The sequence below is a fragment of the Flavobacterium koreense genome, assembly GCF_054776075.1.
On sequence record NZ_BAAHCF010000029.1, the window covers coordinates 207035 to 225600 of the forward strand.

At 31.3% G+C, this 18566-nt stretch carries 17 protein-coding genes; 9 read left to right on the forward strand and 8 right to left on the reverse strand.

Going from position 1 to position 18566, the window contains the following annotated elements:
• Positions 1–43 precede the first annotated feature (43 nt).
• Complete coding sequence (locus ACYU7A_RS09110) at positions 44–1102, reverse strand: acyl-CoA reductase (protein WP_460575921.1); 1059 nt, start codon at positions 1100–1102, stop codon at positions 44–46.
• 114 nt (positions 1103–1216) lie between these two features.
• Between ACYU7A_RS09110 and ACYU7A_RS09115 the strand changes: the two genes are divergently transcribed.
• Both ACYU7A_RS09115 and ACYU7A_RS09120 read left to right on the forward strand, forming a co-directional pair.
• Positions 1217–1567: a 4Fe-4S dicluster domain-containing protein gene (locus ACYU7A_RS09115; RefSeq protein ID WP_345089648.1), complete on the forward strand. Its 351-nt coding sequence runs from the start codon at positions 1217–1219 to the stop codon at positions 1565–1567.
• 158 nt (positions 1568–1725) lie between these two features.
• Positions 1726–2883 carry a hypothetical protein gene (locus ACYU7A_RS09120; RefSeq protein WP_460575923.1) on the forward strand — a complete coding sequence of 386 codons (1158 nt, stop codon included), beginning with the start codon at positions 1726–1728 and terminating at the stop codon, positions 2881–2883.
• 55 nt (positions 2884–2938) lie between these two features.
• Here the strand turns inward: ACYU7A_RS09120 and ACYU7A_RS09125 are convergent, their stop codons facing one another.
• Entirely contained in the window at positions 2939–3478 is a 540-nt protein-coding gene (locus tag ACYU7A_RS09125) for a hypothetical protein (RefSeq protein ID WP_460575925.1), read from the reverse strand.
• A 224-nt stretch (positions 3479–3702) separates the two neighbouring features.
• Here ACYU7A_RS09125 and ychF point away from each other — a divergent pair, with 224 nt between their 5' ends.
• The 7 genes from ychF (at position 3703) to ACYU7A_RS09160 (ending at position 15327) form a co-directional block, all read left to right on the forward strand.
• The gene (gene ychF, locus ACYU7A_RS09130) at positions 3703–4797 is read left to right on the forward strand and encodes a redox-regulated ATPase YchF (RefSeq protein ID WP_460575927.1); all 1095 of its coding nucleotides are present in this window, start codon (positions 3703–3705) and stop codon (positions 4795–4797) included.
• A gap of 113 nt (positions 4798–4910) precedes the next feature.
• Positions 4911–6056 (forward strand): FIST signal transduction protein, encoded by a 1146-nt coding sequence (locus ACYU7A_RS09135; RefSeq protein WP_460575929.1) that lies wholly within the window; start codon positions 4911–4913, stop codon positions 6054–6056.
• A complete protein-coding gene (locus ACYU7A_RS09140) occupies positions 6057–7571 on the forward strand; it encodes an ATP-binding protein (protein WP_460575931.1) in 1515 nt (504 codons plus the stop codon). It begins immediately after the preceding gene.
• Positions 7572–7816: 245 nt separating this feature from the next.
• Positions 7817–9676, forward strand: a complete 1860-nt coding sequence (locus ACYU7A_RS09145) for a DNA topoisomerase IV subunit B (protein ID WP_460576694.1) — start codon at positions 7817–7819, stop codon at positions 9674–9676.
• Positions 9677–9686: 10 nt separating this feature from the next.
• Complete coding sequence (locus tag ACYU7A_RS09150) at positions 9687–10790, forward strand: PDDEXK nuclease domain-containing protein (RefSeq protein ID WP_460575933.1); 1104 nt, start codon at positions 9687–9689, stop codon at positions 10788–10790.
• 39 nt (positions 10791–10829) lie between these two features.
• Complete coding sequence (locus ACYU7A_RS09155) at positions 10830–13544, forward strand: DNA gyrase/topoisomerase IV subunit A (RefSeq protein ID WP_460575935.1); 2715 nt, start codon at positions 10830–10832, stop codon at positions 13542–13544.
• Positions 13545–13653: 109 nt separating this feature from the next.
• Positions 13654–15327, forward strand: coding sequence for a formate--tetrahydrofolate ligase (locus tag ACYU7A_RS09160; protein WP_460575937.1), 1674 nt, complete (start codon positions 13654–13656; stop codon positions 15325–15327).
• Positions 15328–15404: 77 nt separating this feature from the next.
• On the opposite strand, the gene ACYU7A_RS09165 is transcribed toward ACYU7A_RS09160, so the two are convergent.
• From ACYU7A_RS09165 to ACYU7A_RS09190, 6 genes are read right to left on the reverse strand one after another with little or no spacing between them, the layout of a single operon-like run.
• Positions 15405–16262, reverse strand: coding sequence for a TerC family protein (locus ACYU7A_RS09165; protein ID WP_460575939.1), 858 nt, complete (start codon positions 16260–16262; stop codon positions 15405–15407).
• Between the two features lie 42 nt (positions 16263–16304).
• Positions 16305–16679: a DNA topoisomerase IV gene (locus ACYU7A_RS09170; RefSeq protein ID WP_460575941.1), complete on the reverse strand. Its 375-nt coding sequence runs from the start codon at positions 16677–16679 to the stop codon at positions 16305–16307.
• Between the two features lie 9 nt (positions 16680–16688).
• Complete coding sequence (locus tag ACYU7A_RS09175) at positions 16689–16916, reverse strand: DUF6095 family protein (RefSeq protein WP_344814993.1); 228 nt, start codon at positions 16914–16916, stop codon at positions 16689–16691.
• A 1-nt stretch (position 16917) separates the two neighbouring features.
• Complete coding sequence (locus ACYU7A_RS09180; RefSeq protein WP_460575943.1) at positions 16918–17379, reverse strand: hypothetical protein; 462 nt, start codon at positions 17377–17379, stop codon at positions 16918–16920.
• Between the two features lie 19 nt (positions 17380–17398).
• Positions 17399–18208, reverse strand: a complete 810-nt coding sequence (murQ, locus tag ACYU7A_RS09185; protein ID WP_344814992.1) for an N-acetylmuramic acid 6-phosphate etherase — start codon at positions 18206–18208, stop codon at positions 17399–17401.
• Positions 18205–18561 carry a hypothetical protein gene (locus ACYU7A_RS09190; RefSeq protein WP_460575946.1) on the reverse strand — a complete coding sequence of 119 codons (357 nt, stop codon included), beginning with the start codon at positions 18559–18561 and terminating at the stop codon, positions 18205–18207. Before ACYU7A_RS09190 ends, murQ begins: the two co-directional genes overlap by 4 nt.
• Between the last annotated feature and the right edge of the window lie 5 nt (positions 18562–18566).

The window sequence follows — 18566 nt, forward strand, 5'->3', positions numbered from 1 at the left end:
ACGAAATCGTTATAGTTTATAACAATTTTTGAGAAAAACGCAATCAAATTTCCTTTAGAAATGCTAAAGTGTCAACGTTATCGGCATAATCCCAAAGATTTGGTTTTTGGGTTTGTCCAAATAGTATTGAATTTTCTATTGCATCTTTTGAAACAATGCATTGAATTTGGTCGGCATCGTTTTCTAAACGTGATTTTATTTCATTCAAGTCCTCATAATATTCATAAAAAACAGATGAAATAGGTGAGGAGTAACTTGTGTCTTCTTTGATTGTAAGAAATTCATTATCCAGTAATTTGAAATTACTCATCAAGAAAACGGCTTTGTTATAATCGTAATTATTAGAATATTTTTCATAAAAAATTACATCCTTGTATTCATAAATAGCTTTGAAGAAATTTTCAAAATTATAATCTTTTGGCACGAACAATTTTGAAACATTGCGACAACCTAACCCAAAATATCTAAAAATATCTTCACCTAAATTTATTAAATCTTCATGCGACTCATTTCCAGTTAAAATAGCAACTGAATTTCTGTTTTTACGAATAATACTTGGCTTGTCTTTGAAATAAAATTCGAAATATCTTGCTGTATTATTACTTCCAGTCGCAATTACTGCGTCAAAATTTTCTAATTTTCCTTCTGTAAATTTGATGTAATTTTCTAATTCAGAATTTACAGAGATTAAATAGTTAGCAAGGAAAGGCAATAATTTTTGATCGTTGGAAGAGGTCTTTACCAAAACTTTATGACCAGAAACCACTACCGATAAAAAATCATGAAAACCAACTAATGGAATGTTTCCGGCAAGGATTAATCCAACTGTTTTTGCTTTCACATTTGAAAAATCATAGCTCGATAACCATTTTTCTAAATTTTCTTCTGTCAAAGCTTCTGCCCAAGAATTTATAGCAAAATAAACTTGTTCAGGTGTAAACCAACCATTATGTGATTGTGATAATTCAATCAAATTTATAAAATCATCATAGAACAAATTATTATTTAGAACAGCTTCATTTTTGGTGTTATTATCCAATGAAAATTGGCTTAAAAACTTTCCTAATTCTACAAAAGCGTTAATTTTTTCTTTTTGTAACATTTGTAACTTGTTTATGAATGGTTTTGATTGTAATTTTGCACAAAATTAAACAAATCATTTAGGATTAAGGATTTTTTAAATCTAATATCTTAAATTTAATATCTAAAAGTAAAGATGGCAATCATAATAACAGACGAATGTATCAATTGTGGTGCATGTGAGCCAGAATGTCCAAATACTGCAATCTATGAAGGTGCAGATGATTGGAGATACAAAGACGGTACAAAGTTAAGAGGAAAAGTAATTCTTCCAGATGGGACTGAAGTGGATGCTGATGCGGCTCAAACGCCAGTATCTGATGATGTTTACTACATTGTACCAGGAAAATGTACTGAATGTAAAGGTTTTCACGAAGAACCTCAATGTGCAGCAGTTTGTCCGGTGGATTGTTGTATTCCTGATGACAATCATGTGGAAAGTGAAGAAACACTTTTAAACAGACAATCGTTTTTACATAACGAATAACTTATTTTTTGCAAAATATAGAGTAAACCATCAACTGTTGATATAGTTGGTGGTTTTTTGTTTGAATTAAAAACGTTATGATTTTCAAAACATATTTAATCTATTATTTATCAATGTTTTAAAAGAATTTATATATTTGTTAATAAACTAATTCAAGTATGAAGTGTTTTATTGCATTTGTTTTTTTATTTTTTTCAAGTCATCTTTATTCACAAGAGGTAGAAAAATCTATAATTCTTAAAGATGCAGATACTAATTTAGCTATTGAAGATGCTACTGTTTTAGTCTTAAAAACAAAGCAACTTAATTTAAGTAATGCTGAAGGAAAAGTCAGTTTTCTTCTAAAAGGAATTTCCAATATACAAATAACGCATACTTCCTATGTTTCTCAGACAATTAGGTCTACAATATTAAAAGAAAAAGAAACAGTAATTTATCTTAAAAGTAGTTTTAATAAATTAGATGAAATAATTTTAACAAAGCAACATCCACAAAAAATACTCGCTTCTTTAATAGAAAATTCTTCCAAAAAACTCACGGTTCCAGCAAGATTGAAAGTATATGCTAGAGAGTTTTTTAAACTTAACGGAGTTTATTCAAATTATAATGATGGGCTATTGAATTTTCAACTTTCAGGTAAGCCAAATGATTTTAGTACAACTATATTGGTAGAGCAAAATAGGTCTTTCGGATTGGTTGAAGATTATATAATAGATGAACTTGTAGGATACAATTTGAATAATATTATGCAAAACTATTACAATTTCAAATATTTGAATCCGCTTTTGGAACCGAGAGCTAAGAAAGAGTACGATTTTTTAGTAAAAGCACATCCAGTCAATGAAGATTACTATGTTATGACTGCTATACCAGCAGATAATAGTTCAGCAATGTTAGACGATTATACTATAACTTATGATAGGAAGAAAAAGATAATTATTGAAGTTAATTCCGAGATTTCTCCAACTTCATTTGCAAAAGCAAAAGATAAAACAGGAAAAAATGGGAAGCATGTTTATAAATCCTTTTTTAAAACTATGTATCGATTTGACTCCAATAATTATTATTTAATTGGTTCAAAAGAGGAAATAGGATATGAAAAAGTTGTTAAGAATAAAACGACTGACATTGAAGTTAGGAATTACTTTATAACTACTAATTTCAGTAACCAAAATTATAGCTTTAAGGAAAGTGAGGTTTTTAAAGATAAAACCTTATTCAATAAGAAAAATACAATCCTAAGTAATTATTGGGAAATCTCAGGAATGGTTGCTACAGAAGAAGAGGAAAAGATAATTTTGAGTATTGATGATTAAAATAGAGCGAATCAAAAACAAATTTTTTAAGTAGTTTTTGATTCGCTTTTTTTTCCTATTGTTTCACAATAACATAAGTTTTATAAGTAACAGTATCGGTTTTGGAATTATAGGTTTCTAAAACTAAATTTCCATCAGTATCAAAATAACCAATTGATGTTTCTTTACCATTGTAATAAATAAAACTATTAGTAGAAGTTTTTCTTAGTAAAGCACCTTTTTTAGTATCATCACCTATTATTCTATAACCATTAGCATCAAGTTTAACATTGTATTTTTTGTTGTCATACATATAATAGGATGAACGATCTACATCAACTGTACGAGTACTTCCATCAGGATTTGTTATTTTTGTAGTAGTTGTTACTATAACAGGAGAATCTTTGGTTTCGATATTCAATGTATTTGGTTTTTCCTCTTTCAATTCAATTTCTTGTACTTCTCGAGTATTTTCTTTCTTTACATAAGTTTTTTCACCATTAGAATCAGTAACAGTAGTTGTAGTTGTTTTTGTTTCGTCTTTAATGTTTTTGTTTTGAGCTTGAAAAGTTGCTGTTGTAAACAACGATAGCATTCCAAAAAATAGAGTTTTCATAATGTAAAATTTTAATAATTAATGTTTTACAAAATTAATTCAGCTAATTTAGAAAGTGTTACATGCAAATCGAACACTTTTATATATTTACCACATTTTAATTCTAAATAAACTAATAGTAAGCATGCTTAAATCTTTTATTCTTTCAATTAATAAGATTATATTTGCACACTTTTAAAAAATAACATTCAAATCGAAAGATACTGAACTAAATTCAGCATAATATGAAAGCAGGAATTGTAGGATTACCAAACGTAGGAAAATCAACTTTATTTAATTGTTTATCAAATGCTAAAGCGCAAAGTGCTAACTTTCCGTTTTGTACTATTGAGCCAAATATTGGTGTGGTAAACGTTCCAGATCCAAGAATCAATCGTTTGGAAGAATTGGTAAAACCAGAACGCGTACAAATGGCAACTGTTGATATCGTTGATATTGCAGGATTGGTAAAAGGAGCAAGTAAAGGTGAAGGTTTAGGAAATCAATTCCTTGCAAATATTAGAGAATGTAACGCTATTATTCACGTTTTGCGTTGTTTTGATAATGATAATATCGTTCACGTCGATGGTAATGTAAATCCAATTCGCGATAAAGAAACGATTGATATCGAATTGCAATTAAAAGATTTAGAAACGGTTGAAAAACGTTTAGAAAAAGTAAATCGTGCAGCTAAAACAGGAAATAAAGAAGCGCAAACAGAAAAAGCTCTTTTAGATAGAATTCGTGAAACCTTGTTGCAAGCAAAATCTGCAAGAACTGTTGAACCTCAAAATCAAGACGAAATTGAATTGATGGAAGATTTTCAATTAATTACAAACAAACCTGTACTTTATGTTTGTAATGTTGACGAAAGTTCAGCAGTAAACGGAAACAAATACGTTGACCAAGTTCGTGAATTAGTAAAAGACGAAGATGCAGAAGTTATCATACTTTCAGTAGGAGCAGAAGCAGATATTACTGAATTAGAAAGCTACGAAGAGCGTCAAGTTTTCCTAGAAGATATGGGATTGACTGAACCAGGTTCTGCAGTATTAATTCGTGCAGCTTACAAATTATTAAAACAACAAACATATTTCACAGCTGGAGTTAAAGAAGTTCGCGCTTGGACAATTAACGTTGGCGATACAGCACCAAAAGCAGCTGGAGTAATCCACACCGATTTTGAAAAAGGATTCATCCGTGCTGAAGTTATTGCATTCGAAGATTATTCTTCTTTAGGTTCAGAAGCTAAATGTAAAGAAGCCGGAAAACTAAGAGTGGAAGGAAAAGAATACATCGTTAAAGATGGAGATGTGATGCATTTTAGATTTAACGTATAACTACTTTTTTTTAATATTTAAAAAGCTTTAAACCAAAAGTTTATAGCTTTTTTTTGTTTTTAACTTTTTTTTAATTTACTTTATAACCCCAATCTATTAAAGTAACCAAAAAAATGAAAATTCAACAACTGCTATTTAATAGCTCCGAAAATTCAACTTCAATTGTTTCAACTGATGGTTTTAATCCAATTGAAGCACAATTAGTTTTAGCCTTTGGTGAACGAACAATTTTAGAAAAATTTAAGCATTATGAATCATTAAGAAGTCTGTACCCCAATTCAGATATAGTTTTTTGCTCTACTTCAGGACAAATTTCTAACGATACAATTGTAAATGAAAAAGTAATATCAACTGCTTTACAATTTCAAAAAACAAAAATTAAAGCACTTGAAGTTGATATTCAGTTAGATAACAATATTGAAGATTTAGGTAAAAAAATTAAAAACGAAATTTTTGTAAAAGACTTAAAATCTATATTAATCTTATCTGAGGGAAGTTTTGTCAACGGAACAGAATTAATAAACGAATTGATCAAACAGACTAATGGAGATATACCTATTTTTGGAGGTTTAGCTGGTGATGCTTTTAATTTTGAAAAAACAATAGTAGGACTTAATTCAGAACCATCTCAAGGAAAAATTGTTGCTGTTGGTTTTTATGGCGAAAATATACACTTTGGTTTCGGATGTGAAGGCGGTTGGACCGATTTTGGTCCTGAACGTGAAGTTACATTATCAGATAAAAATGTTTTGTATAAAATTGGAGATCGATACGCCTTAGATTTATACAAAGAATATTTAGGTAAATATGCCGATGAATTACCAGGTTCATCATTGTATTTTCCATTATCGATGAAAGAAAATAAAGAGAATGAAGCGATTGTAAGAACAATTTTAGCCATTGATGAAGAAAATAAATCGATGACATTTGCAGGAAATATTCCTCAAGGTTCTTATGTTCGTTTAATGAAAGCTAATTTCGATAAATTAATTGATGCGTCATATGAAGCCGCCAATAGTAGCCTAATTAATGACAATGAAAACCCACAATTGGCTTTAATGGTAAGTTGTGTTGGACGAAAAATAGTTTTAGGAAACAGAATAGAAGAGGAAATTGAAGTTGTAAAAGATGTTTTTGGTAATAATACTGTTCTTGCAGGTTTTTATTCCTATGGAGAAATTTCTCCAACTCTACAAAATGTTGCTTGCGAACTACATAATCAAACCATGACCATAACTGTTATTTCTGAAAGTGAATAAATGGATAATAATATTTTAAATAGAAATTTAAGGCGACAACTTAATAAATTTTTAACTGAGGATGATTTTGCAGATAACCCGAAGTTATTAGATTTTATTAATGTAGTGAATCAAACCTATTCAAACTATGAAAAAGATGCCGAATTATCAGAACAAGCCTCTCGATTAAATGATAAAGAATACTCTGAAATTAATGCCAAATTAAAAGACGAATTAACCGAAAAAGAATTCTTTGAAAATAAGTTAATTGAAGCAATCAATAAACTTAGCGGTAATACAATTAAACGAAGCAATAATAGTAATATTAAAGAACTAATCAAGGTATTAAATAGTGAAATTGAACTCAAAAAAGAATACCAAGAACTTTTATATATAGCCAAAGCTTCTGCTGAAAATGCTAACGAAGCAAAATCCGATTTTTTATCCATAATGAGCCATGAAATTAGAACGCCTTTAAATGCAATTATTGGCTTAATTTATATCATGGAAAAAGAAAATACTTTAGTTAGTTTTCAAGAAAATCTTGAGGTTTTAAAACACTCTTCTAACAATTTGTTTTTACTAATTAATAATATTTTAGACTTTAGTAAAATAGAAGCTGGAAAAATTGAGATTGAGAGTATTCCCTTTAATTTCAAAGAATTAATTATTCAAATCTCCAAGTCGTTAGAGTTGAAAGCTTCTGAAAATTTAAATAAAATAAGCATCGAAATTGATGCCGATTTTACACCAAATTTAATAAGCGACCCATTGCGATTGAGTCAAGTAATTACCAATTTAATATCAAATGCTGTTAAGTTTACCAAAAAAGGTGAAATAAAAGTGAAAGTAACCCAAATTTCATTAATTAACGGAATCTCTACTTTTAAAATTCAAATAATCGATAATGGAATCGGAATAGATGTAAATAAATTTCAATCTATTTTCGAAAAGTTTACCCAAGCCGAAACAAAAACAAATAGAAATTACGGAGGAACAGGGCTAGGATTAGTCATTACCAAACAGTTATTACAACTCTTGAATTCAGAAATTAAATTGGAAAGCGAAATTGGCAAAGGCTCTAATTTTTACTTTGTACTCCAACTTCCAATTGATAAAAACAAAACCCAACACGATGACATCATGTTTTCTAACGAATATGTAGAAAAAGATTTAAATCAAATGAAAGTACTTTTAGTGGAAGATAATATTATCAATATTAAAATTGCTCATAAAATTATTAATCAATGGAATGTAATTCTAGATGTTGCTGAAAACGGATTAATTGCGGTTGAAAAATTTAAGAAATTCAATTATGATATTATTTTAATGGATTTATCCATGCCAATCATGGATGGTTATGAAGCTACTACAATTATCAGAAATCTAGACAAAGACATTCCAATTATAGCGTTAACTGCATCCGCATCATATGGGTACCTAGACAGAGCAATCAGCATTGGGATTAACGATTATATTATTAAGCCGTTCAGTCCAAAAGAATTAAATAGAAAGCTCTTTAAACACATTAAATAGATCTATTTTCAAGTAATTACAACTTTACATTTTTTTATTTGTACTTTTTTAGTTGTTCATCCTGTTTTCGATTTCAATCAGGTGCAAAATAAAATCGTAATTAAAATTTAGTCTTTACTATTAAAGATAAATTTCAAGTTTGAAAACAAATAAATTGTCAAAAACATTCTTAATAACTTTGACAAATATCATTTCAAAAATGACTCGAAATGCACTATATTAGCACAAAATCGATACATTTTAAAATGGCTCAAGAAACACAATATAACGAAGACAATATACGCTCACTCGATTGGAAAGAACACATCCGAATGCGTCCCGGAATGTACATTGGGAAACTCGGTGACGGTTCGTCTCCAGATGACGGAATTTATATTTTACTAAAAGAAGTAATCGACAACTGCATCGACGAATTCGTTATGGGTGCAGGAAAAGTTATCGAAGTAACCATAAAAGATAAATTGGTAACTGTTCGCGATTACGGTCGTGGAATTCCATTAGGAAAAGTCGTTGACGTAGTTTCCAAAATGAATACCGGTGGAAAATACGATTCTAAAGCGTTTAAAAAATCCGTTGGTTTGAATGGAGTTGGTACCAAAGCCGTGAATGCTTTGTCCAATTATTTTCGCGTAGAATCGGTTCGTGATAACCAACAAAAAGCAGCCGAATTCTCAGAAGGAAATTTAACTTTAGAAGAAGAAGTTGTTGAATCAACTAAGCGAAAAGGAACAAAAGTTGCCTTCATTGCTGACGAAGTTATTTTCAAAAACTATAAATACCGTAACGAGTATATCATCAAAATGCTCAAAAATTATTGTTATCTAAATCGCGGATTAACAATATATTACAATGGTGAAAAATACCTTTCAGAATTCGGTTTAAAAGATTTATTGGAAGAAACAATTGCTGAAGACGATATGCAATATCCAATCATTCACTTAGAAGGTGATGATATAGAAATTGCATTAACTCACAGTAAATCACAATATTCCGAAGAATACCATTCGTTTGTAAACGGACAAAATACTACTCAAGGTGGAACGCACTTAAACGCATTTCGTGAAGCCATTGTAAAAACCATTCGTGAATATTACAACAAAGGTTTTGAAGCTTCAGATATTCGTAAATCAATCGTTTCTGCGGTTTCCATAAAAGTGGAAGAGCCAGTTTTCGAATCGCAAACCAAAACCAAATTGGGTTCTAATGATGTAGGTCCAAATGGCCCGACGGTTCGAACCTTTATTCACGATTTTATTACAACCAAATTAGATAATTTTTTACATAAAAATCCAGAAGTTGCCGATTCGCTTTTGCGTAAGATTTTGCAAGCCGAACGCGAACGTAAAGAACTGTCAGGAATTAGAAAATTAGCCAAAGACAGAGCTAAAAAAGCAAGTTTACACAATAAAAAATTACGCGATTGTCGTGTTCATTTAACCGATGCCAAAAATCCAAGAAGTTTAGAAAGTACGCTTTTTATTACCGAAGGAGATTCGGCTTCGGGTTCGATAACCAAAAGTCGTGATGTAAATACACAAGCGGTTTTTAGTTTACGTGGTAAGCCTTTGAATTCTTATGGAATGTCGAAGAAAATCGTGTATGAAAATGAAGAATTTAATTTGCTTCAAGCCGCTTTAGATATTGAAGAAAGTATCGAAGATTTGCGTTACAACAACATTGTAATCGCAACCGATGCCGATGTCGATGGAATGCACATTCGTTTGTTATTGATTACCTTTTTCCTTCAATTTTTTCCTGAAATGATTAAAGAAGGACATTTATATATTTTACAAACGCCGTTATTCCGTGTTCGAAATAAAAAAGAAACCATCTATTGCTATTCAGACGAAGAACGTCGCGATGCCATTGAAAAATTAAAACCAAAACCTGAAATAACACGATTTAAAGGATTAGGAGAAATTTCACCCGATGAGTTCAAGCATTTTATTGGAGAAAGCATCCGTTTAGATCCTGTGATGTTAGATAAAGCTACCTCAATAGAAACCTTATTAGAGTTTTATATGGGTAAAAATACACCAGATAGACAAACGTTCATTATCAATAATTTGAAAGTGGAATTGGATAAGGAATTGGTGGAGAAATAAAGTTAGAATTTTGTCAAAAGAACTTCAAAATAAAGAGTTATTCCAACAAGTCGTTGTGTTATTGCAAAATGCACAACAACAAGTTTTGCGTACGGTAAATTCAACAATGACTTACACCTATTTCGAAATTGGAAGAATGATTATCGAAGAAGAACAAAACGGAAAAGAACGAGCCGAATACGGAAAACAAATCCTAAAAGGACTTTCTGTGCAATTGACAAATGAGTTTGGTAAAGGATTCTCATTGAGTAATTTAGAACAAATTAGAAAGTTTTATTTAATTTATTCAAATTCCGAGACGTTGTCTAGGATTTTACAAATTCAAAATTCGCAATCAGTGATTGTGGAATCCGAATCTTCAATTCCACAATCACTGATTGTGGAATTCAAAAAATTTGATTATCATACACTTATTTCATTTTTTAAGCTCACTTGGACACACTATCTTTTTCTAATGAGAATCGACGATGAAAAAGAACGAAGTTTTTACGAAATTGAATCGGAAAAACATAATTGGAGCGTACGTGAATTAAAACGTCAATATGATTCTGCTTTATATACAAGATTGGCTTTAAGTAGAGATAAAGAAGGTGTTTTAAAATTATCAGAAGAAGGTCAGATTATTGAAAAACCAAAAGACATTATCAAAGATCCTTACATTTTAGAATTCTTAGGTTTGCCAGAGTTACACAATTATTCTGAATCCGAATTAGAACAAGAAATAATCAATAAGTTAGAACATTTTTTATTAGAATTAGGTGAAGGTTTTGCCTTTGTCGCACGTCAAAAACGAATTACATTTGATGATAAACATTTCTATATTGATTTAGTATTTTACAATCGAGTTTTAAAAAGTTTTGTTTTAATCGATTTAAAAATTGGCGAATTGAAACATCAAGATTTAGGACAAATGCAAATGTATGTCAATTATTATGACAGAGAAATGCGTCTCGAAGGAGAAAACAAAACCATCGGAATTGTACTATGTCAAAACAAAAGTGATTTAGTTGTAGAATACACATTACCAGATAATAACGAGCAAATTTTTGCAAGTAAATACAAAACAATTTTACCAAGCAAAGAGGATTTAATAAAATTAATTAATAGTAAATAGAAGTTAATTTAAACAGATACTGAAATAAATTCAGCATAAATGAAAGACGAAGAAGAAGATAACATTAACGAAGAAGAAACTAACGACGAGTTAGACGATTCCACTAACGACGAAAGTATAGACGAAGGCTTTGAGGACATCGTTTCGAGAGGCGGAAATCACTTTTACGAAAACGACGAGAATCCAGAAGATACCATTACCAAAGTTACAGGAATGTACAAAGATTGGTTTTTGGATTACGCTTCCTATGTAATTCTTGAGCGTGCTGTGCCTGCGATTGAAGATGGTTTCAAACCTGTGCAACGTCGTATTATGCACTCGCTAAAAGAGTTGGATGACGGTCGTTACAACAAAGTTGCGAATGTAGTTGGTCACACGATGCAGTATCATCCACACGGAGATGCGAGTATTGGTGATGCTATGGTGCAAATTGGTCAGAAAGAATTGTTGATTGATTGTCAAGGAAACTGGGGAAATATTCTAACAGGTGATAGCGCTGCGGCTTCGAGATATATCGAAGCACGTTTGTCAAAGTTCGCTTTAGAAGTTTTATATTCTCCAAAAATAACCGATTGGGGTGTTTCTTATGATGGTCGTCGAGCTGAACCAAATAATCTTCCGGTGAAGTTTCCGTTGCTTTTGGCGCAAGGTGCTGAAGGTATCGCGGTTGGTTTATCGACTAAAGTGTTGCCTCACAATTTCAATGAATTAATTGATGCTTCGATTAAAATTTTAAAAGGAAAACCTTTTACATTATATCCAGATTTTCAAACGGCTGGAATTGCGGATGTTTCCAATTATAACGATGGTTTGCGTGGCGGACGTGTTCGTGTTCGTGCCAAAATATCACAATTGGACAAACAAACATTGGTAATTACTCAAATTCCGTTTTCTACAAATACGTCGACACTAATTGATAGTATTTTGAAAGCCAATGAAAAAGGTAAAATCAAAATCAAAAAAATTGAAGACAATACTGCTGCCGAAGTTGAGATTCTAATTCATTTATTTCCAGGAGTTTCTCCAGATAAAACGATTGATGCTTTATATGCTTTCACGGCTTGTGAAACATCTGTTGCTCCTTTGGGTTGTGTGATTGAAGATAACAAACCATTGTTTATTGGTGTTTCTGATATGTTGAAAATTTCGACGGAAAGAACGGTTGATTTATTAAAGAAAGAACTCGAAATTCAATTAGAAGAACTTAAAAACAAATGGCATTTCTCGACATTAGAAAAGATTTTCATTCGTGAAGAAATGTACATTGATTTCAAATTGTATTCGGATAGAGAATCGCTTTACGAATATATGTACAAACGATTTGAACCGTTTAAAAAGTCATTTGTTCGTGAAATTGAAGATGAAGATTTGCAAAAATTAACCCAAATTCCGATGATTCGTATTACACGATTTGACTCGGATAAAGCGGATGATTTTATTGCCAAATTGGAAGACGAAATGAAAGAAGTGCAACATCATTTAGATAATCTAATTGATTTTGCCATAGATTATTTTGCCAAATTAAAAGAGAAATACGGAAAAGGTCGTGAGCGTCAAACGGAATTAAGAAGTTTTGAAAATATTGAAGCTACCAAAGTAGTTTTAAGAAATACAAAATTATATGTAAACAAAGAAGAAGGATTCTTTGGAACAGGTTTGAAAAAAGACGAATACGTTGCCGATTGTTCTGATATTGATGATGTTATTGTTTTTCTTCGAGATGGGAAAATGATGATTGCAAAAGTCGATGATAAGAAATTCGTTGGAAAAGACATCATCCACATTGCGGTTTTTGATAAAAATGACAAACGTACCATTTACAACATGATTTACCGTGATGGTAAAAATGGTTCTACTTTTATAAAACGTTTCAATGTTTCAGGAGTTACTCGTGATAAATTTTACGATTTAACTCAAGAAAAAGTTGGTTCGCAAACCTTATATTTCTCTGCAAATCCAAATGGTGAAGCTGAGGTTGTAACCATTTTATTACGTCAAGTTGGAAGCGTTAAGAAACTAAAATGGGATGTAGACTTCACAGATATTGCCATAAAAGGTCGTGCTTCTCGTGGAAATACAGTTACTAAATATCCAATCAAGAAAATCGAATTGAAGGAGAAAGGAATTTCAACTTTACGTCCGAGAAAAGTTTGGTTTGATGATACAGTTCAACGTTTGAATGTTGATGGAAGAGGAGAGTTGTTGGGAGAATTCCGTCCAAATGATAGACTTTTGATTATCAATCAAGCAGGAAAATTGAAAACCATAATTCCAGAATTGACTACGCACTTTGATGAAGATATGATTGTGTTGGAAAAATGGAATCCAAAGAAACCAATTTCTTGTATTTATTATGATGGTGAAAAAGAACGTTATTTTGTAAAACGTTTCTTGGTTGAAAACGAAAACAAAGATGAAGTTTTCATTACCGAACACGAAAAATCACAGTTAGAAATTGTTTCTACCGATTGGCGTCCAGTTGCTGAAATCATTTTTGCCAAAGTAAAAGGTGTTCAAAAGGATAATCAAACAATAGATTTAGAACAATTTATTACTGTAAAAGGAATAAAAGCTTTAGGAAACCAATTAACGGCCGATAAATTGAAACAAGTCAATCTTCTAGAACCATTGCCTTATGAAGAACCTGTGGAAGAAGCGCCAGAAGAAATGGAAGTTTCAGGAGAAGATAATGTTTCTGAAGATATTCAAACAGAATTAGACGACGACGGACAAATTACGTTGTCTTTAGAATAAACTCAACCTGCAAGGTTTTACAAACCTTGTAGGTTTTTTTATTTGATTTATATCATTTTTATTTCAAAACGACTCAACTAATTTTACTTCAAATTATACTAAAATAATAATGTCAACATTTCCATCCGATATTGAGATTGCTCAAAATGCAACTTTACAACACATTAGAAAAATTGCTGAAAAAATAAATATTCAAGAAGACGATTTAGAATACTACGGAAAGTACAAAGCCAAATTACCTTTAGAATTACAATCTGAAAATCCAAAAGGTAAACTTATTCTGGTTTCTGCAATGTCACCTACTAAATATGGTGAAGGAAAAACCACAATGTCAATTGGCTTAACAGACGGTTTGAATTACATCGGAAAAAAAGCTATTGGAGTTTTGCGTGAACCATCACTCGGACCAGTTTTCGGGTTGAAAGGAGGCGCTGCTGGTGGCGGTTATGCTCAAGTTGTTCCGATGGAAGATATTAATTTGCATTTCACAGGTGATTTTTCGGCTATTGAAAAAGCAAATAATTTACTTTCGGCAGTAATTGATAATAATCTTCAAAATCCAAAATATTCCTTGAATTTAGATCCAAAATCTATTGCTTGGAAACGTGTGATGGACATGAATGATCGTTCGTTGCGCCAAATCATTATTGGAGTTGGTGCCAAAGCCAATGGAACAATGAGAGAAGATGGTTTCAATATTACTCCAGCTTCTGAAGTGATGGCGATTTTGTGTTTATCAAAAGATTTAGAAGATTTGAAATTTAGATTAGGAAATATTTTTGTTGGAAAAACTTTTGATGGAAAAGCGATTTTTGCTCGTGATTTGAAAGTAGTAGGAGCAATGGCAGTTTTACTTAAAGATGCTTTGAAACCTAATTTAGTGCAAACTTTAGAAGGAAATCCAGCGATTCTTCACGGCGGTCCATTTGCAAGTATTGCACAAGGAACGAATACTGTAATTGCTACTAAAATGGGACTTTCTCTTGGTGATTATGTTGTTACTGAAGCAGGATTTGGTGCCGATTTAGGTGCCGAAAAATTCTTTCATATAAAATGTGGACAAAGCGGATTAAAACCAGATGCAGTGGTTTTAGTTGCAACAATTCGAGCGATTAAACATCATGCTGGATTGAGTTCAGAAGATTTTAAAACTGAAAATGTAGCTGCGATTGAAAAAGGATTTTGCAACTTAGAAAAACATATTGAAAATATTCAAAAATTTGGAATAAATCCTGTGGTTTCTATAAATGCTTTTCCGGATGATACTCAAGCAGAATATGATAAATTGAAAGCATTGTGTTTAGCAAAAGGTGTGACTGCAATTGTAAGCACAGCTTTTGTTAATGGTGGAAAAGGTTCGGCTGAATTAGCTGAAAAAGTAGTTGCTGAAATCAATAAAGGTGAAGCAAATTATAAACCTTTATATCAAAAAGAGGATTCGATTGAATATAAAATAAATACGATTGCCAAAGAAATTTATGGAGCAAGCTCTGTTGAGTTTTCACCAAAATCGAAATCACAATTGAAGATGATTAATGATTTAGGTTTTAATGAATTTCAGATTTGTATGGCAAAAACACCTGCAAGTTTTTCTGATAATGAAAAGATAATAGGTCGTCCGAAGGATTTCACTATTACGGTTCGTGAGTTTGAAATTGCAAGCGGCGCAGGATTTATTGTTCCGTTACTTGGTGATGTTATGCGAATGCCAGGTTTGCCAGCAGTTCCAAATGCTGAAAGGATTGATATTGACAATAATGGTAAGATAATCGGATTGTCTTAGTATTTCTTTTTAAACCATAAAAAAAATGGTGATTTCGAGAGCCTCAATCACCATTTTTTTCTTTCAACGATATACGATTAATTAGTAATATCGCTATCTTCTAATTTTTTATCAATGATTTTACTGTTGTGTAAGACAACTGGTTTTTTGCTGCTTTTCTTCATTTTTAAGTTTAGGAATTCCACAAATAAAGAGAAGAAAATAGCAAAATATAAGTAACCTTTTGGGATACTATGAACTTCAACATCGTCCCCAAATTTAAAGTTTGCCAAATGCGAACCTTCAGCTAGAAGCATTACTCCAATTAGAATTAAAAAGGAAAGCCCAAGAATTTGTATCGTTGGATGTTCGTTTACGAATTTAGAAACTGGTCCTGCAAAGGCAAGCATTACAACAATGGAAATTATAATAGCAAGAATCATGATTTCTATTGCTCCAGCAGGTCCAAAACCTTTTGGTGGTTCGGCAGAACTTACTAAACCAATAGCTGTTAAGATACTATCAAATGAGAAAACGATATTTAATAAAGCGATTTGTAAAATAGCAGCGGATAAACTATTGCTTGCTTTTCCGTTGGTTGATTCTTCTTCACCTTCTAATTTGTGATGAATTTCGGATACCGATTTGTATAACAAAAACAATCCTCCACCAAAGATAATTAAGCTTTGTCCTGAAATTCCACCTGAGAAAAATCCGAAATCAAAATCATAAAAAGATTTTTTTAATCCCATAACCCAAGTGATTCCGAAAAGTAAAATGATACGAAAAACCATAGCTAACAATAGTCCAATTCTTCTAGCTTTTGGTTGGTCTTCGGCTCTTAATTTTCCTGATACAATTGATAAAAAGACGATGTTATCGATACCAAGAATGATTTCTAAAAAGGTTAATGTTAAAAGTGCAATTAGTGCATCTGTGGTAAATAATACTTCCATTGGTTAGTTTAAAAAAGTTATTGTTAAAGTGGTTTTACGGAATTAATCGATTTTTGTTACAGTTCCCATTTGTTTTTTTGATTCTCCTACAAAAGAATATTCAAAGGTATAGGTTTTTCCTTTTGTAGAAATGAAGCGCATGGAAATTGCTTTTTTTTCAGCCATATTTCTAGGATGCAATTTTTGAAGAATAAATTCGTAGTCATTTACCCAACGGACTGAAGCCGTATCGGTTCTTCCGTTGTAGGTTTCAATTTGTAATTTATCTGTTCGTTCAAATGTTGTAATTTCTTTTTTGCCATTAACTTCTTGAACGAATTCAAATTTACCGGTTTTAAACTCTTTTGGATTACATTCCAATTTGTTTTGGCAACTAAGAAGTGTTATTGTAAAAAAGAAAAGCATTATTTTTTTCATAAAAATTTACTATTGTTTATCATTAAAAAGTGCATCAGTCATAGTTTTTATTCCTTTGAAAGCTAAAAAAACCGATGTTATACAAACAGCACAACCAATTACTAAAATTAAATAATGCCAATTGGTATGCTTGTTCATGAAAGCATTATACATTAAACTTGGTCCAATAAACATCATTGGCAATGCACCAAATAAATACTTTACACCTTTAGCTAAAAGTTCTTTGTTGGTTGCCATATTAAAAACGAATTTGGATGCCGTAACCTCTTCGGTTTCCTATTAAGTTCACCTCAAAATTTGAATTTGTTTCTCCGAGATTTTTCAAACCGCTATTATACAAATCAATTCCTTCTTTAATTTTTTTATTCTTTCCTGATAAAACAGGAATTGCAACAATTAAGGCTCCAGCTCCAATATAGGTTGCCGCAGTTGGATATTTTACATCTGAAACCAAACCTACTACCAAATCGGTAATAACCAATGCACCACCAAATCCAATAAGGAAACCACCAGCAGATTCTTTACCAAGTCCTGATTTGAATTTACTCAAAGCCTCAGCATTAGAAGCCAATAATTGTTTGGTTTCTCTAGTAGAAATCTGACTTCCGTTTACATAATATTTACCTCTTTCAAGATTGATTTCTTGAGAAAAAGAAAGTACAGAAAGTAATAATGCGAATGTTAAAAGTATTTTTTTCATATTTATTTATTTTAAGTTATTATTTCCAATTTTCAACGGCTTTTCTAACGCTTCCAAATTCCTTTAATAATTGACTAGCTTTTTCATAATCAACTGGAATTTCACCCATAATCATTTTTACGCCTCTATCCACCAATTTATCATTACTCAATTGCATATCTACCATTTTGTTGCCTTTCACTTTTCCCAATTGAATCATGGTTGCAGTTGAAATCATGTTTAATACTAATTTCTGAGCTGTTCCTGCTTTCATTCTCGAACTTCCAGTTACAAATTCAGGTCCAACTACAACGACAATTGGAAAATTTGCTGTTAATGCCAACGGACTTCCTTCATTGCAAGTGATACTACCAGTAATAATATTATTTTCATTACATTTTTTCAAACCTTCAATTACATATGGAGTTGTTCCTGAGGCAGCAATTCCTATTACAACATCGTTTTCTGAAATATTTTGTTCTTGTAAGTCTATCCAAGCTTGTGTAGTATTGTCTTCGGCGTTTTCAACTGCTTTTCTAATGGCTTTATCTCCACCTGCAATAATTCCGTTTACCAAATCAAATGGAACTCCGAATGTAGGAGGACATTCTGAAGCATCAACGATTCCTAATCTTCCAGAAGTTCCTGCTCCAATATAAAAAAGTCGTCCACCAAGTTTCATTTTTTCAACCACTTTTGAAACTAATGACTCAATTTGAGGCAAAGCTTTTTCAACTGCCAACGGAACGGTTTTATCTTCATTATTGATGTTTGTCAACAATTCAGAAACAGACATTTTTTCTAAATGCTCGTATTTGGAAGATTGCTCAGTGGTTTTAGTGAAGTTCATTTCTTTATTTCTTCAATTTTATAATCTTTGACTTTATTTAGTGTGTCGAATTGAATTTTTAAATTTTTTGAATAAACAGGATCGATATCCCATCCATAATCAGTTACGATATTGTAATAAATTTCATTTTCTTCAACATTAGCATAATTTTCTGGTTTACCTAGTAAATTTATAATTTCATCATATGTTAAATTTGATAAATTATGTTTAGAAAATAAATCATTAATCATTTTATCTCTATGAATGTAAAATCCATCAGAATTTACCTGCCATTTATTCTTATCAAATTTTATATCATTATTACAAGAAGCAAGTAATTGTATAAATAATGTAAAATATAGAAATCTTTTCATGTTGT

Excerpts from the sequence above, each read along its gene's own strand:
- ACYU7A_RS09110 (WP_460575921.1), bottom strand. The coding sequence starts at position 1,102 with ATGTTACAAAAAGAAAAAATTAACGCTTTTGTAGAATTAGGAAAGTTT.
- ACYU7A_RS09115 (WP_345089648.1), top strand. The coding sequence starts at position 1,217 with ATGGCAATCATAATAACAGACGAATGTATCAATTGTGGTGCATGTGAG.
- ACYU7A_RS09120 (WP_460575923.1), top strand. The coding sequence starts at position 1,726 with ATGAAGTGTTTTATTGCATTTGTTTTTTTATTTTTTTCAAGTCATCTT.
- ACYU7A_RS09125 (WP_460575925.1), bottom strand. The coding sequence starts at position 3,478 with ATGAAAACTCTATTTTTTGGAATGCTATCGTTGTTTACAACAGCAACT.
- ychF (WP_460575927.1), top strand. The coding sequence starts at position 3,703 with ATGAAAGCAGGAATTGTAGGATTACCAAACGTAGGAAAATCAACTTTA.
- ACYU7A_RS09135 (WP_460575929.1), top strand. The coding sequence starts at position 4,911 with ATGAAAATTCAACAACTGCTATTTAATAGCTCCGAAAATTCAACTTCA.
- ACYU7A_RS09140 (WP_460575931.1), top strand. The coding sequence starts at position 6,057 with ATGGATAATAATATTTTAAATAGAAATTTAAGGCGACAACTTAATAAA.
- ACYU7A_RS09145 (WP_460576694.1), top strand. The coding sequence starts at position 7,817 with ATGGCTCAAGAAACACAATATAACGAAGACAATATACGCTCACTCGAT.
- ACYU7A_RS09155 (WP_460575935.1), top strand. The coding sequence starts at position 10,830 with ATGAAAGACGAAGAAGAAGATAACATTAACGAAGAAGAAACTAACGAC.
- ACYU7A_RS09160 (WP_460575937.1), top strand. The coding sequence starts at position 13,654 with ATGTCAACATTTCCATCCGATATTGAGATTGCTCAAAATGCAACTTTA.
- ACYU7A_RS09165 (WP_460575939.1), bottom strand. The coding sequence starts at position 16,262 with ATGGAAGTATTATTTACCACAGATGCACTAATTGCACTTTTAACATTA.
- ACYU7A_RS09170 (WP_460575941.1), bottom strand. The coding sequence starts at position 16,679 with ATGAAAAAAATAATGCTTTTCTTTTTTACAATAACACTTCTTAGTTGC.
- ACYU7A_RS09175 (WP_344814993.1), bottom strand. The coding sequence starts at position 16,916 with ATGGCAACCAACAAAGAACTTTTAGCTAAAGGTGTAAAGTATTTATTT.
- ACYU7A_RS09180 (WP_460575943.1), bottom strand. The coding sequence starts at position 17,379 with ATGAAAAAAATACTTTTAACATTCGCATTATTACTTTCTGTACTTTCT.
- murQ (WP_344814992.1), bottom strand. The coding sequence starts at position 18,208 with ATGAACTTCACTAAAACCACTGAGCAATCTTCCAAATACGAGCATTTA.
- ACYU7A_RS09190 (WP_460575946.1), bottom strand. The coding sequence starts at position 18,561 with ATGAAAAGATTTCTATATTTTACATTATTTATACAATTACTTGCTTCT.